Source organism: uncultured Chloroflexus sp., assembly GCF_937951745.1.
GTDB lineage: Bacteria > Chloroflexota > Chloroflexia > Chloroflexales > Chloroflexaceae > Chloroflexus.
In genome coordinates this window covers 1-14,744 of record NZ_CALFBQ010000083.1, presented here as the reverse complement: position 1 = coordinate 14,744, position 14,744 = coordinate 1, and the positions used below count along the sequence as shown (strand labels likewise).

General features: G+C 58.8%; 15 protein-coding genes. 7 read left to right on the top strand and 8 right to left on the bottom strand.

All coding sequences use genetic code 11. The annotated features are described in order from the left end of the window. Positions 1-6: 6 nt before the first annotated feature. From Q1A59_RS17000 to Q1A59_RS16985, 4 genes are all read right to left on the bottom strand, one after another. Positions 7-1,956 carry a long-chain fatty acid--CoA ligase gene (locus Q1A59_RS17000; protein WP_298402545.1) on the bottom strand — a complete coding sequence of 650 codons (1,950 nt, stop codon included), beginning with the start codon at positions 1,954-1,956 and terminating at the stop codon, positions 7-9. 47 nt (positions 1,957-2,003) lie between these two features. Next, positions 2,004-2,813, bottom strand: a complete 810-nt coding sequence (locus tag Q1A59_RS16995; RefSeq protein ID WP_298402544.1) for an ABC transporter ATP-binding protein — start codon at positions 2,811-2,813, stop codon at positions 2,004-2,006. A gap of 180 nt (positions 2,814-2,993) precedes the next feature. Next, entirely contained in the window at positions 2,994-3,152 is a 159-nt protein-coding gene (locus Q1A59_RS16990) for a hypothetical protein (RefSeq protein WP_298402543.1), read from the bottom strand. Next, positions 3,152-3,352, bottom strand: coding sequence for a hypothetical protein (locus Q1A59_RS16985; protein ID WP_298402542.1), 201 nt, complete (start codon positions 3,350-3,352; stop codon positions 3,152-3,154). Before Q1A59_RS16985 ends, Q1A59_RS16990 begins: the two co-directional genes overlap by 1 nt. 191 nt (positions 3,353-3,543) lie before the next feature. On the opposite strand from Q1A59_RS16985, the gene Q1A59_RS16980 reads away from it, so the two are divergent. The 3 genes from Q1A59_RS16980 (at position 3,544) to Q1A59_RS16970 (ending at position 6,777) form a co-directional block, all read left to right on the top strand. Beyond that, entirely contained in the window at positions 3,544-4,635 is a 1,092-nt protein-coding gene (locus Q1A59_RS16980) for a HEAT repeat domain-containing protein (protein ID WP_298402541.1), read from the top strand. Positions 4,636-4,643: 8 nt separating this feature from the next. Then, positions 4,644-6,332, top strand: a complete 1,689-nt coding sequence (locus tag Q1A59_RS16975; RefSeq protein ID WP_298482434.1) for a SpoIIE family protein phosphatase — start codon at positions 4,644-4,646, stop codon at positions 6,330-6,332. Positions 6,333-6,441: 109 nt separating this feature from the next. Next, entirely contained in the window at positions 6,442-6,777 is a 336-nt protein-coding gene (locus Q1A59_RS16970; RefSeq protein ID WP_298482433.1) for an STAS domain-containing protein, read from the top strand. A 40-nt stretch (positions 6,778-6,817) separates the two neighbouring features. Here the strand turns inward: Q1A59_RS16970 and Q1A59_RS16965 are convergent, their stop codons facing one another. The 3 genes from Q1A59_RS16965 to Q1A59_RS16955 all read right to left on the bottom strand — a co-directional run bounded on the left by Q1A59_RS16965 (position 6,818) and on the right by Q1A59_RS16955 (position 11,037). Further along, a complete protein-coding gene (locus Q1A59_RS16965) occupies positions 6,818-8,428 on the bottom strand; it encodes an iron ABC transporter permease (protein ID WP_298408385.1) in 1,611 nt (536 codons plus the stop codon). A gap of 54 nt (positions 8,429-8,482) precedes the next feature. Further along, positions 8,483-9,526 carry an iron ABC transporter substrate-binding protein gene (locus tag Q1A59_RS16960; RefSeq protein WP_298408354.1) on the bottom strand — a complete coding sequence of 348 codons (1,044 nt, stop codon included), beginning with the start codon at positions 9,524-9,526 and terminating at the stop codon, positions 8,483-8,485. 164 nt (positions 9,527-9,690) lie between these two features. After that, positions 9,691-11,037: a M20/M25/M40 family metallo-hydrolase gene (locus Q1A59_RS16955; RefSeq protein ID WP_298408341.1), complete on the bottom strand. Its 1,347-nt coding sequence runs from the start codon at positions 11,035-11,037 to the stop codon at positions 9,691-9,693. 142 nt (positions 11,038-11,179) lie between these two features. On the opposite strand from Q1A59_RS16955, the gene Q1A59_RS16950 reads away from it, so the two are divergent. The 3 genes from Q1A59_RS16950 to Q1A59_RS16940 all read left to right on the top strand — a co-directional run bounded on the left by Q1A59_RS16950 (position 11,180) and on the right by Q1A59_RS16940 (position 13,825). Then, complete coding sequence (locus Q1A59_RS16950) at positions 11,180-12,145, top strand: COX15/CtaA family protein (RefSeq protein ID WP_298408328.1); 966 nt, start codon at positions 11,180-11,182, stop codon at positions 12,143-12,145. A gap of 142 nt (positions 12,146-12,287) precedes the next feature. Then, the gene (locus tag Q1A59_RS16945) at positions 12,288-12,917 is read left to right on the top strand and encodes a DUF4388 domain-containing protein (RefSeq protein ID WP_299645282.1); all 630 of its coding nucleotides are present in this window, start codon (positions 12,288-12,290) and stop codon (positions 12,915-12,917) included. 104 nt (positions 12,918-13,021) lie between these two features. Further along, positions 13,022-13,825, top strand: coding sequence for an alpha/beta fold hydrolase (locus Q1A59_RS16940; protein WP_298408323.1), 804 nt, complete (start codon positions 13,022-13,024; stop codon positions 13,823-13,825). A 99-nt stretch (positions 13,826-13,924) separates the two neighbouring features. On the opposite strand, the gene rplS is transcribed toward Q1A59_RS16940, so the two are convergent. Continuing rightward, positions 13,925-14,290 carry a 50S ribosomal protein L19 gene (rplS, locus tag Q1A59_RS16935; protein WP_298408321.1) on the bottom strand — a complete coding sequence of 122 codons (366 nt, stop codon included), beginning with the start codon at positions 14,288-14,290 and terminating at the stop codon, positions 13,925-13,927. A 283-nt stretch (positions 14,291-14,573) separates the two neighbouring features. Here rplS and Q1A59_RS16930 point away from each other — a divergent pair, with 283 nt between their 5' ends. Continuing rightward, positions 14,574-14,717, top strand: coding sequence for a hypothetical protein (locus tag Q1A59_RS16930; RefSeq protein WP_298408318.1), 144 nt, complete (start codon positions 14,574-14,576; stop codon positions 14,715-14,717). The last annotated feature ends 27 nt before the right edge of the window (positions 14,718-14,744 follow it).

Genomic DNA, 14,744 nt, shown 5'->3' with positions numbered 1-14,744 from the left:
TGCACTCTAACGTGCCACGGCTCGCGCTGCCGGGGCTGGTGACGGCGCCGCCGGGTCGTGCAATTCCTCAATACGCAGGCGGGTCTTGATCAGAGCCGTGCGCCCATCTTGATAGGTAATCGTCGTCTCGATCTCAAGCATGTCTTGGTCGCCGTAGAGCGCATCAACAATCTCTTGGTAGCGTTGAGCCACCAACCGCCGGCGCACCTTGCGGGTGCGGGTCAGCTCGCCATCGTCGGCGTCAAGCTCTTTATGGAGCAGCAAAAAGCGGCGGATGCGCGCCGCCGGCGGCAGATCAGCATTCGCCCGCTCGACATCTTTGCGGATCAGAGCGTAGACCTGCGGCTTCTGCGCCAGATCGGTGTAGGTAGTGTACGAGATTTGCGCATTCTCGGCCCATTTGCCGACATTGGCGAAGTCAATATTGATCATTGCGGTCACAAAGGGCCAATCGCCGCCAAACACCACTGCTTCCTTGATATAGGGGCTAAACTTGAGCTTATTCTCGATAAACTGGGGCGAGAACTTGGTGCCGTCGTGCAGCGTCATCACGTCTTTCGCCCGGTCGATCACGATCAAGTGGCCATCCTCGTCAAAATAGCCGGCATCGCCGCTATGCAGCCAGCCATCTTCCAGCGCCTCGGCAGTCGCTTCCGGGTTTTTGTAATAGCCAACAAACACCGACGGGCTTTTCACCAGAATCTCGCCGTTCTCAGCAATCCGGATCTCAGTATTGGGTAGGGGCGTGCCAACCGTTTGGAACTTAATTTGGCCATCGCGGTGGATCACGCTCAAGCCAGAGCTTTCGGTCTGGCCGTAGACCTGCTTGAGATTAACACCAATGGCGTGATAAAAGCGGAAGACATCGGGGCCGAGCGCAGCGCCGCCGGTATAGGCCCGTTTGAGGAAGCGCAAACCGAGATGGTCTTTGAGCATCTCGAACACGGTGATGCGGGCTAGCCAATAACGCAGGCGCAGCCCAAAGCTCGGCTGCTTGCCGCTAAAGCGGGTATCGGCCATTTCGTAGCCTTGCTTCATCGCCCACTCAAACAGCGCCCGTTTCAAACGGGTTGAGTCTTGCATTTTGACTTGCACCTGCGAAAGCATATTTTCCCAGATGCGGGGCGGCGAGAACATCACCCGCGGCCCGATCTCGCGGATATTCTCTTGCACGGTGCTAGCCGATTCGGGGAAATTGATCGTAAACCCGCACTGCATACCGGCGGCGACCGTCACCATCTGCTCGCCGACCCATGCTAGCGGCAAGAAACTGACAAACTCATCGTCAGGGCCGAGCGGATCGACCGAGAGCAGGCCGGCGCCTTGGCTGATCAAATTGCGGTGGGTGAGCATTGCCAGCTTGGGCTTGCCGGTGGTGCCGGAAGTGGTGGAAAGGATGGCGACATCGTCGGGCTTGCCAGCGGCCAGTTCGGCTTCAAACAGGCCGGGATGGGCGCGATCGTAGATGCGACCTTGTTCTTCGATATCGGGGAAATGGGCAAGGTAGGGTTGCCGGTAATTACGCATCCCCTTTGGTTCGTAATAAATAACTTTCAGCACCCCTTCCAGCCGCGGCCAAATCTCGATAATCTTATCGACCTGTTCTTGGTCTTCGGCCACAATCACCCGCGCTTCAGCCGCCGAAACGACGTAATACACCTCTTCGGCCACCGAGTCTTGGTAGACGCCAATCGATATTGCGCCGATGGTTTGAGCGGCAAATTCGGCGTAGAGCCATTCCGGGCGGTTATCGCCAATGATGGCAATGATATCGCCACGGCGCACGCCAAGCGCATGCAGCCCCATCGCAAACGCGCGCACGTGCTCGGCAAACTGTCGCCACGTCACCGTTTGCCAGATGCCAAGATCCTTCTCGCGTAGCGCCACCTTATCGCCGAAACGTTCAGCATTCTGAAACAGCAAGCGTGGCAGGGTTGTCTCAGGTATCTGTATCATTGCGTCACCCAACTGTGGGACCGGCAGACAGCGCCGGAATATTTTCTTTATGTGTATGGAAGCGCATGCTCACGCCCAAGATAAGCGTCTATCACTTTCGGATCGCTGCGCACTTCAGCCGGTGTGCCATACGCGATCAGTTGGCCGAATTCGAGCACCGCCACCCGATCGCTAATATCCATCACCACTCCCATATCGTGCTCGATCAGCACAATCGTTGTGCCGTACTCTTCGTTAATATCAAGGATAAAGCGGGCCATATCCTCTTTTTCTTCGGTATTCATGCCGGCCATCGGCTCATCGAGCAGTAAGAGGCGTGGATTCATGGCGAGGGCACGGCCCAACTCCACCCGCTTTTGCAGGCCATACGAAAGTGCGCCGACCATCTTCTTGCGGATCGACTGGATTTCGAGCAGATCGATCACCTGCTCGACAAACGCGCGGTGTTCGACCTCTTCGCGCTGTGCCCGCCCCCAATACAACCCGCCGCTGAAGACTCCGCTGCGCATATGGATATGACGGCCCAGCATCAAGTTGTCGACAACCGTCATGTGACGGAAGAGCTCGATATTCTGGAACGAGCGGGCAATGCCGAGGCGCGCGATCTGATGGGGCGGCATGCCAATAATGTTGCGCCCTTCAAAGCGGATTTGGCCCTGTTGGGGGCGATAAAGACCGCTGATACAGTTGAGGAGGCTCGTCTTTCCGGCGCCGTTGGGGCCGATAATGGCCTGAATGGTGCCGGGATAGATATTGAAGGTTACGGAAAGCAGCGCGCGCACCCCGCCGAAGCTCAACCCGATGTTATCGATCTCCATTTGCGGGGCTGGTAGTGTCACCGAATCACGATGCGTCATGCGATCCTCATTGACAATGCACGAAACAGGTACGCACCGCTCACGAGTCGATCATGCGCATGAAGTCTAGAATGCCGCCACTTCGATCGCTGTGATCAACTAATGACGTATCACAAACTATGGGGAATACTTACGGTTTATTATAACGAAGGTCGCAGAATTGCGCAAATGGGAGTTGGGTTATGGCACGTATCGTGCGCCATACAGACAGAGGCCAGCCAAGGCCAGCCACAACCAATGCCATAACCCAAACGGTTGCAGGAAAGCAACCACGATCGAAATAACCACGCAGATCAGACCGAGGAGGGCAAGCAGAGCGCGTCGATAGTGAACTGGCATCACGATCCCTCACGCACGACAAAGAAGGCGAGCGCGAACAGCGCCGCGGCGATGAACAGCAGCAACGAAAAGGCGAGGTTGCCGGTGGCGCTGATCAAGAAGATCGTCATCGCAATTACAATAATCGCCATCATAATACAGCCGCGGCGCACACGACGCACACTGGCAGCGACATCGGGCTCTTCGGGAGTCTGAGACATGATCGTTTCCGCTGCTACATGCTTCTCGCCTTATCTTAGCACATCCGTAGCGCGCGGCGTGCTGTATGTAATGGTACTGCAATCATGGTTTAGTACTAAAGTACTGTGCAATCCATAGCCAATATGCTATATTACAGATGTAGGCGAAGCACAAGCTTGGCTGCAATGGCGCATGGAGAAAGGAGCTACCGATGTTTGACCGCGAGACGTGGCGGCAACGGGTAGCCGAACGGTTCAATAACTTTGCTCGCAACCCGCGGCAGGAGATCCAAGTAGCCGGCGTCAGTACAGTGCTCGGTTTCCTCGCGCTACGCTCGCTCGAACCCTTTCTCGAAGCCTTTCAAGACGAACCGGTAGCAGCGGTGCTGGCATTGGCCGAGATTTCGCGTGGTCCCGGCGCGAATCATATTGTGCGGCGGGCGAGCCATTGGCGCTACCAGTTAGCGCAATTGATCGAGCGCGAACTGCGCTCGCGCCCCGAATTGCGCCTCACGATCGAAGAGATTTTAGTGGCGCTGAACGTTATTCACCTTGCGCGCCAGCGGCTGAATAGTTCGCGGGATGAATGGTTTCGCCTAACCCTCATCGCTGAAATCGGGACGTTCGAGAACGGTGATTTTGAGCAATTGCGCCGCCAGTTGCACGATCCCGGCTGGCAGAGCCGGTACGAAGCGATTCGTCGCCTGCGGGTGCGCGAAGGCCATTTTACCGCCGCCGATCTGGTGCTGCTCCACGATGGCTTAAGCGATAGCGACTCCCATGTGCGAGCTGCCGCTGCTCGCACGCTGGGTTTGATCGTCGGCACACCGCCGCAGCCTTTGGTCAAGACGTTGATCCGGTTGGCCATTCACGATTGCGATTTAGAAACCCGTTTCGCCGCCGCCCGCACGCTGGGCTTGTTGCGCGACCGGATCGCGTCGCCGCAATTGCTCGACCATCTGATCGAGTGCCTTGGCGATCCTGACAGTTTTGTGCGCTCGGCGGCGGCGCTGGTAGTCAGCCAATTGGGTGAGTTGGCCGGCACCGGCCCGATGATCGAGCACCTGCTGGCAATGATGGCCGATAGCGATGCCTATGCCCGTGAAGCTGCTGCCCGGGCCTTGGGCCGCCTCGGCGTAGCCGCAGCGACATCTCAGGTGCTCAATGCCTTGGCGCAAGCAATCGATGATACCGATCCGAATGTCCACGAAGCGGCGGTGGATGCGATCACGCGCCTGCGCAAATTGCGGGCTACTCTGCCGCTTGGTCAGAGCCGCCATCCGACCGAGCCGCTGGCAGTGTAGGTGGGCGCATGCGGCGGCAGATTGCAGTTTTTGCTGATCAGAACGCTATAGCCTCTCTCTTGGCCTTCAGCGATGAGCTGGAGGCCAGTTGGCGTTTGCCGCCCGATTATGGGTATTTGTTGCGGCTGGTGATCGAAGAGGTGGCTACCAATATCGTCAAGTATGGCTACCACGATCACAACCGTGACCAGATCCAGCTCGCTTGCGAGTACGAGCAAGGGGTACTTACGGTGACCATTCGTGATCGTGGCCAGCCATTCGATCCGCGCGAAGCGCCGCCGCCGGACATCCATGCGGCTGCTGATCAACGATTGATTGGCGGGCTTGGTCTCTTTTTCGTCCGTGAATATGCCGATACGCTGACCTATCACCACGATCCGCGCAGCGGCTGGAATGAGTTGACGGTAACGAAGGCGATGAGTATGCTCGATCGGCTGCGGGCCTTGCCGATCTTTCAGGCCGTGCCGGAAGCGGTGCTGGCCGAGCTGGCTCCGCGGCTGGCGGAATGCCGTTTGGCCGCTGGCGACGTGTTGTTCAATCAGGGGGACTCCGGCGCCGAATGCTTTGTCATTCTCGACGGCGCGGTCGAGGTAATTACATTCGTGAACGGCGCCGAGTTGCGGCTAGAGGTGTTCCACCCCGGTCAGATCATCGGTGAGATGAGCTTGATCGATCGCAGTCCCCGTTCGGCGACAGTGCGTGCGATCGAGCCAAGCCGGCTAGTTGCGTTGAACGAAGCGGTATTTGCCACCCTGATTGGTTCCAGCCCGGAGCTGGCGATGACAATGCTGCGTAGCATCGTCAGCCGGGTGCGCAACACCAACCAGCGCATGATCCATGACCTCGAACGCAAGAACGCCGAGCTGGTGGCCGCCTATCAACAATTGCAAGCCGCCCAAGCCGAACTGATCCGGCTCAACCGGCTCGAAGAAGAGCTGGCAGTTGCGCGCCGCATTCAGCAATCGTTTTTACCCCGCGTCTTGCCGGAACCACCCGGCTGGCGCATTGCGGCATTTAGCCGGGGAGCACAGGCGGTTGGCGGTGACTTCTTTGATACCATTACCCTTCCCAATGGCCAGATCGGGCTGGTGGTCGCCGATGCCTGCGGCAAAGGCGTCACTGCTGCGCTCTTTGTCGCCCTCAGCCGGTCGCTCTTGCGCGCCGCTTCCCAAGCTGCCGGCAGCGTCCAAGGCGATGGTGATACCAGCGCGGCGATTCTGCTGCCCGCCGTAAGCCTGACCAATGATTATATCTGCCGTGAGCATGGTGAATCGATGATGTTTGTGACCCTCTTTTATGGCTTGCTCGATCCGGCCACCGGAGTGATGCAGTACATCAATGCCGGCCATAATCCACCGTTGCGAATCGGGCGCGATGGCGCGGTGATTGAGGAGTTAAGCGAAGGCGCGCTACCGATTGGCATCGTGACCGGGCAAACGTATGAGGTGCGCGCGTTGCGGATTGCTCCCGGCGAGAAGTTGGTTGCATTTAGCGATGGCATTACCGAGGCTATGAACCCGGCTGGGGAATTGTTTGGCGATGACCGTCTCAAAGCGTTGTTGCGAGCGCAGGCGCAGGGTACGGCGGCTGAGTTGGTGGCAGCAACGGTGTCGGCAGTGGATGCTTTTGCGCAGGGTGCGCCCCAAGCCGATGACATCACCCTCTTGGTGGTAGAGCGATTGCCGGCGGATGGGTAAACCCGCGCCACTACCGCCGGCAGCCGAAACCCCTGAGCGAGCCGTGCTATAATGACCGCATCCTTGATTGCATAGCGGGCCATCACCTGCTAGAAAGGGGTTTTTCGGCGTGAAAACCGAGCAAGTAGATGACGTGCTCATTATTGAGCTGCCAGCACGCCTCGATGCCGCCGGCGTTGCCGCGATCGAACAAGATTTGGCGGCCGCGATTACAAACCACGGCGGTAAAGTATTGGCCGATATGACCGCAGTGACCTTTGTCGCCAGCTTGGCGTTGCGCATGCTGCTGAGCAATCTGCGCGCTGTGCAACCGTTAGGGGGGGATGTGCGCTTGTGCGGGTTGCAACCGCAGATCGCCGAAATCTTCCGCAAGAGCCGCTTTGATACGCTCTTCAAGATTTACCCCGACCGCGAAGCGGCGCTGGCGTCATACCGCGATCGGTAAGGTGCGATGTAATGGGGCGAGACAGCTCTCGCCCCGCTGGTTATGCCGATCGCTCGTTCGACAGCATAATGGCCATTGCGGCTGCCGACACCGCCAGTAAGACCAAGGCCGGCGCCGCGGCTTGGGTAAACATCGCTTCGCTGGTGGCGCTCCAGATCATTGTAGCAAGGGTCGGGAAGCCGGTCGGGCTGAGCAGCAACGTGGTCGGCAATTCCTTGATCGAGGTGAGGAAGACCAGCGCTGCTGCCGAGAGGAGGCCGGGAGTCATCAACGGAAAGGTGACGCCGGCAAAGACGGCAAGCGGCGAGCGACCCAGCGAGCGGGCGGCATCTTCGACCCGCGGGTTCATCTGCTGCAATGTGGTACGGAGGCTACCGATCGCCTGCGGCAAGAAGCGGATAGCCAATCCGAACAACAGCATCGGCAGAGTTTGGTACAGCCACGGCGCATAGTTGGCGCCGAAGAAGACGAGCGCCAGCGCAACGACAATCCCGGGCAGCGCGTAGCCGGTGTACGCAGCGGCATCGAGGATGCGGCTCAGCCGGGAGGGAAAGCGGGCCGCCAGCAGCGCAATCGGAATGGCGGCCACAACCGACAGCGCCGCTGCACCGCCGGCAGCGAGCAGGGAATTGGCCATAGGTCGCCAGAGCACATCGAGCGTCTGCCCATTGAGCAAGCCGCGGATCAACCAGTAGCTAAGCGCCAACAGCGGCATCCCGATGCCGAGCAAAGTCAACAAGGCGGCGTATAGCGCCGCTAGCCAGCGCCACGGCCCAATGTCAGCCAGCCGGCGTGGGCGAGCCACGGCGCAGGTGGTACGGCTCATGCTAGGCCGGCCACGGATAAGCTGCTCGATCCCGATCAGGCTGAGTGTCAGCCCAATCAAGACGAGGGCCAACAGGGCGGCGCCGCTGCGATCAAACGATCCGCGATACTGCACGTAAATCGAACGGGTGAAGGTCTCGAACTGCAAGAGTGACACCGCGCCGAAATCGCTCAAACTGTAGAGTGCAGCCAGCAGTGCGCCAATCGCAATCGCCGGGCGCACTTGCGGCAAGAGAATGCGCCAAAAGACGCGCCACGGGCTATCGCCCATGCTGCGGGCAGCATCTTCCACTGCCGGATCACACCGTTGCAACGCTGCGCGCGTATTCAGCAACACATACGGATAACTGCTGAGGGTGAGGGCCAAGACGGCGCCGCCGAAGCCATATACCGGCGGCAACCGCTCAACCCCCAACGGCGCGAGCATCTGTTGCAGCAACCCTACCGGCCCTAACACTACAATGATCGCAAAGCCGTTGATATATGACGGCACAGCTAGCGGCAAGGCGGTCGCGATCGCCCAAAAGCGGCGACCGGGAATATCAACGCAGACTGTCAGCCATGCTAACGGTGCTGCGATGAGTACGCTGAGCAGCGCCGTGGCGAGGGCCAGACCGATACTATTCGTCACGACCCGCAGCGTGCGGGGGCGAAGCAAGGCCGCCCATGCATCAGGCCCGGCTTCGAGGGCGCGCACCAGTAAATAGCCGATCGGTAGCAACACGAGTACAACAATGCCGAGACTCAGCCCGATCAAGACCCACGGACGCGCGCGGCGTTGGGGAGTGGCAACGGCTAGTTCAGAGAAGGTGACGCGACGGATCATAGGCTTGGAATGATGGACGCCGCGATCATGCACGATCGCGGCGCATACACACGGTTATAACGCTCCGACATCGCGCAGCAATTGCAAGGTGCTTTGCAAATCGCGCAGTTGATTAAGATCGATAGCAGGTGTTTGAATTTCCGACAGCGGCTTCAGGCGTGGATCAGGTTGCACATTACCGGCTAGGGGGTACTCGAAGGTCTTTTCTGAGAAGTATCGCTGACCTTCGGTTGAGAGCATGTAGTCAATCAGACGCTGTGCCGCCGAGGGGTTCTTCGCCGTCTTGAGAATGCCAACGCCGGCAATGTTGATCAACGCGCCAACGTCGCCATCGGCGGGGTAATAGTTGGCTGCCGCTAACGTATTGCCCGACTGGCTCTGCAATTGGTAGAGATAGTAGTGATTGACGAAGCCAACGTCAATCTCGCCAGCAGCAACTGCTTGCACGATTGCCGCATTCTTCTCGTAGGTCTTGACCTCGTTGGCGATCATCCCTTCCAGCCACCGCCGGGTCGCCTCTTCGCCCAACTGTATCCGCATCGCGGTGACAAACGCTTGGAACGAGCCATTAGTCGGCGCCCAACCAACCCGACCCCGCCACTGCGGATCGACAAAACCGGTGATCGAACGCGGCAAATCGGCCTCGGTCAGCTTATTGGTATTGTAGACCACTACGCGGGCGCGGCCACTGATGCCAACCCACAAGCCATCAGACGAGCGGAAGCGCGGTTCCACCTGATTGAGCGTTTCGGCAGGCAAGGGGGCCAGCATGCCGGCAGCCGCCAACGCGCCGAGCGCGCCAGCATCTTGGGCAAAGAAGAGGTCGGCGGGACTATTGGCGCCCTCTTCGAGGATGGTAGCCACCAACTCAGCGGTATCGCCATAGCGCACTTCAACTTGAATGCCGGTAGTTTGAGTGAATTGGGCAAAGAACGGCCCAACGAGGCTTTCGCTGCGGCCGGAATAGACGACAATCTTGGCTGGCGTATCAGTTGGTGCAGACGCTTGGGTGGGCGTGCTAACAGTTTGATTCCCACAGGCGGCCAATGTGGATGCCGCCAATGTCAACAGCGCGAACAGGCGCAGAAAGCGATTCACGGTTTCTCTCCTCGACTACGTCGATTCTTCGTGACAACGACCACAACCTTGCGCAAGGTTGACGTTAGTATATCCTAACCTTTTCCGAAGGTCAAGCTAATTTACGAACATTTTGGTTGAGATATTTAGAAAAAGGTTGTGAAATAGGTGGGCAAGCGCGGGGGCTACGTCCACAGCCGGTCGAGCGTCTCAAGCAACAATTGGCTATGGCGGCTCAGATCGGCAAGGGCGATATGCTCATCGGGGGCGAACAGCGCACTGATCGCCGGCGTCAAGCCGAGGCTAACGGTAGGGATAGGCTGGCCGCCGGTGAGCAGGCTGAGCGGCGCCACATAGGGGCCAGCTGGTACTATTGGGAGGGGACGTTCGCACACAGTGGCACCGATCGCTGCGACTCGGCTTACGATCGGATGATCAGTGGCAGTAATCCAAGGCGGATAACCGCCGGGCAATCGTTCAAGGACGAGATCAGCAAACCCTTTATCGTCAAGATGGCGGCGTACTAACTCATAGATAGCATCAGGCTGCTGGCCCGGCACTAATTGGAGATCGAGCAGGGCTGAAGCGAGGGCAGGGATGACCGGCGTGTCGCTATGAGGTTCAACGGTCAATGAACTGACATTACAGGTTGGGAGTGTTACTTCTGTGCGGCTGAGAGCCGCGCCGTCGATTCCAAACAAAAACTGGTCGATCTGCCATGCTTCCCGGCGCGCGGCGGCGGCCAGTTGTAATTGGCGAATCGCGGCATTATCAGCGCGGGAAGGGCCTTCAACCGCATCGTAGAAGCCCTCGATGCGCACATCTTCATCATCACCCTTCAGGGCGGCAAGCGCCCAGATCAGGCGCCAGAGCGGATTCGCGACGCTGGTGGCAAAGCCGGCGGGTAACGGATAAGCTGGGCCGCGGGCAGTCAAGCGTAATCGGAGCCAGCCCTTGCTGCCGCTCGTGCAGATTGGCGTGCCGTGCGCGTCGCGATCGCCGATGCTGGCCAATACCGCATCGCATCGCACCAGATCGGTGTGGGCTGGCAATGCTTCAGCTAATCCCGGACTGCCAATTGTGGCGGCGCCCTCGATGACAAGAGTCACACCGCACGGCAACCTGCCTTCACGTTGCACAATCGCTTGCAAGGCGGCGAGGTGGGCAGCGAGCGCTCCCTTGCCGCCGGCGACGCCACGCCCGAATATCTTGCCGTCGCGTTCGGAGATAGCGAACGGTTCGTGCGACCAGTAGCGCCAAGGGCCGGTTGGCGGCGTATCATAGTGATGGTAGAGCAACAGCGTTTGGGGGCGTCGGCCAGAGCGGTGGGCAATAATCACCGGCGCCGCGCTAGTCGTGGCGATGCGCACATGCATACCGAGCATGCGAATGAAGAGCGCGATCTGTTCAGCCGCAGCGCGCAACTCTTCGATATGCCCAGTCGTTGATGGCAACCGGCAAATGTGGTGCAGCACATGCACGAGCTGTTCAGTTGATGGCGGTGCGTGAACAGTCACCCAGATTGCTCCCATTGTAGTGCAACATCGGTATTTGGTGAACGAATTATAACACGGGGTTTACTCCAGAGAGGGTTAAGGCCATGCTAGAATAAAGTGCGAAATGTCACATTATTCTTGCAATCCGCGACAGCCGGTCGCGGCTGGAGGTTATGGCATGGATTCCCGGTACCGCGCATTTGTGAATTTTGCATGGCTGAATGTTGGCTACAACCTGCTGGTGATTATGTGGGGCGCATTTGTGCGTGCTACTGGTTCGGGCGCCGGTTGTGGCGATCACTGGCCGCTGTGTGATGGGCAAGTTATTCCACGCGCACCGGACACGGCACAGATGATCGAGTTTTCGCATCGGGTTACAAGTGGAATTGCTCTCTTGCTTGCAGTTGCATTGCTCGTTTGGGCCTTACGCTTGTTTGCAGCCGGGCATCCGGCACGGCGGGCGGCAATTGCCACGATGGTCTTTATGGTTGTAGAGGCGCTAATTGGCGCGGCATTAGTGCTCTTCCAATTAGTGGCACATGATGCCTCACTGACCCGGGCGCTGTCACTCGGTCTGCACCTGATTAACACCTTCTTGCTGATTGGCGCGATGGCATTAACCGCATGGTACGCTAGCGGTAAGCCAGCGCCTGAATTGCGCGGCAAAGGGGGGTTGCTTGGCATATTGATCGCTGCGCTAATTGGCACGGCGCTGGTTGGTTCAAGCGGCGCAGTGACTGCGCTGGGTGATACACTCTTGCAGTTGGGCGTGTTGCCCGGCGGCGTATCGCAATCGATCAACCGTGACAGTCACCCCCTCGTCTGGATGCGCATTATCCACCCGGTGCTAGGCACGCTGGTGGGTTTAGCAATGATTACCTTGGCTCAGCGCGCTGTGCGCTACGATCCTGCTCCGTCCACGCGGCGGCTAGCATGGGCTACTGCTGCCATCTTTGTCGGTCAAATTTTTCTTGGTGTGGTAAACGTTCTGCTCAAAGCACCGGTGTGGATGCAGTTGGTGCATCTGCTCTTCGCCGATCTAGCTTGGTTAGCGCTGGTTTTGCTCAGTGCGACGTTGCTAGCGCGGCCAGCGACAGTGACTGTGCCGCATGCGCCGGTCGTTTCCGGGTCGCCGGCCCGTTAGCCGGTTTGGCATGCGATGGGTTGTAGTTTGGCCTATTGCACAACGGGACTAGGGTCATCTTGTGCGCTAAGCGGCGCTATGGTATAACCAATAACGAAGGGTCATCCTCACCTCATCGCTCTCTTGCATAGGAGGCCCGCGAATGGCGCTGCATGGATCGTTAGAGCAGGTATCATTGCGCGAGCTAATCGATCTCGCGACCTATAGCTTACTCACCGGATCACTCGATATCGTTGGCGAGCGATCCGGTCGTATCTTTCTCTTTAATGGCCAAATCTACCATATCGAGTGCGAAGGGCAGATTGGCATCGAGGCGCTTGGGATACTGCTCAATGTGCAGAAAGGGATGTTCAACGTCACAAGTGGCGCGCGCAGCGAGCAGCAGTCAGTGTGGGGCGATCTCGAGACGTTGCTGCGCAATGCCGAGCACACAGCATTACGCTGGCGCCGGCTGTGGCATCAGGTGGCTTCGCTACATTTGACGCCGGTACTGGCAATGCCGCGGGAAGTGGCGAAAGAGCGTGCGAAGGTAACGGAGCATCTGCTCATTGATGCGATCGATGGGCGCAAGCGAGTGGGCGAGATTGCGGCTGAGTTGCACTGGCAGGCAATTGATGTGGTTGAAGGCATCGACCATCTGGTAGCGCAACAGATTGTGCGGCTCGAAGCAGTGCCACTGGCGCCGCACGATCCTGTGCCAGAGGCGCAACCGCAACCGGCACCGCCGGCAATCCCCGCTATTGACCGGCTATTAGCGATTTTGCGGTCGTGATCTCAATTAAGATGGCGTAGGGTGGTAAGGGCGCAGCTATGCTGCGCCCCTACTGTGCGTTATACTATACGCATTCGCCAATACGCAAAACGATGGGGGTTGCGATGGAAGTGACTCTGCCTACCGGCGTGCAAATACGCTACGATGATGTGGGGAGCGGGCAGCCGGTCGTGTTATTGCATGCGTTTCCACTAAGTGCGGCGCTCTGGCGCGCGCAATTGACTGCGCTCACCGATCGGTTTCGTATGATTGCGCCCGATCTGCGCGGGTTTGGCGGTTCGCCACCCGCACCTCTACCGCAATCGCTTGACGATTATGCCGATGATGTGCTTGCCTTGCTCGATGCATTACAGATTGAACGGGCGATCATCGGCGGGCTATCAATGGGTGGCTACATCGCGTTTGCCTTGCTCCGCCGGGCGTCTGAGCGGATCAGTGGCTTGTTGCTGGCCGATACCCGTGCGACTGCCGATAGTGATGCAACCCGCGCGACCCGCGCCGCTAACGCTGAGATTGCGTTGCGCGAGGGTAGTGCGGCGTTAGCGGAACGATTGCTGCCGAATCTGCTAGCGTCGCAAGCGAGCGAGGCGCTGCGGGCCGAATTATTGGCCATTGCCGCCGCTAATCCGCCTGCGGGAGTGGCTGCGGCATTGCATGCGATGGCGGCGCGCCCTGACTCAACGCCGCTCTTGAGCCAGATCCGCGTGCCAACGACCGTGGTAGTCGGTGCGGAAGACACGCTGACCCCGCCGAGCGAGGCGCGGGTGATGCACGAAGCGATTGCCGGCAGCCGGTTTGTCGTGATTCCCGGCGCCGGCCATCTCAGCGCAATCGAGCGTCCGGCTGAATTTAATCTGGCGCTGGTTGAGCTGGTGATGCAGGTGGCTGCAACCAATACGAAAGAATAGGCGTCACCACTCTTGGCAGTGGGCCGCCGGCCCAGAGATTTCCTGCCCAAACAATCGCAGCGGCGCATGCGCCGCTGCGGTTCTGCTGCACAAAGTGTCTTAGTTCTGGGTCGTTTCTCGCCGCTCGCGAATACGGGCCGCCTTGCCGGTACGACCGCGCAAGTAGTACAGCTTGGCCCGGCGAACCTTGCCGCGCCGAATAACCTTGATTGAATCGATACGTGGCGCGTGGAGCAGGAAGGTACGCTCGACACCGATCCCGTGTGACGCAATCCGGCGCACGGTAAAGTTCTCATTGATGCCCTCGCCGCGCCGGCGAATGACGACCCCCTCAAAATCTTGCACTCGTTCGCGGTTGCCTTCAACCACTTTGACGCCGACGCGCACCGTGTCACCGACGCGAAATTCGGGAATGTCGGTGCGGTATTGGCGCCGGCCCAATTCTTCGAGTAATTGCTGCGACACGGCGTCGCTCCTTTCGGATCGTGCCGGCAGGCGCCCGCATGGCAGCGGGACTGCACGGCGTGCTAACACACAAATTTGGCAGGCGGATGGTTTGCCGCCTGCCAGACCGGCTCTGTTCCGCTACTGATTATACCATAGCCGTGGTATGTCGGCAAGCGGCGAGCGTATCTCAGCGGTACGTAGCTGCGGTGTATGGGCGAGGCAGCTAGAATTGATTTTGTTAATGCGCCAAGCCGTGCTATAGTTCGGTACGTAGCTGCGGTGTATGGGTGAGGCAGCTAGAATGGCGACGCTCGATGCTGCGCCGAAGAGTGAGGTCTATGGCGATGGCGTGAATAACGCGAGGCGTGTCTTCCGTGCCCAAGACGACGAAGGCTGTGTCAACACCGGTGCGACGTTCTGCCCTGCGGCACCACGATGGGTATGATGATCACAGTTATGGCATAAATGCATT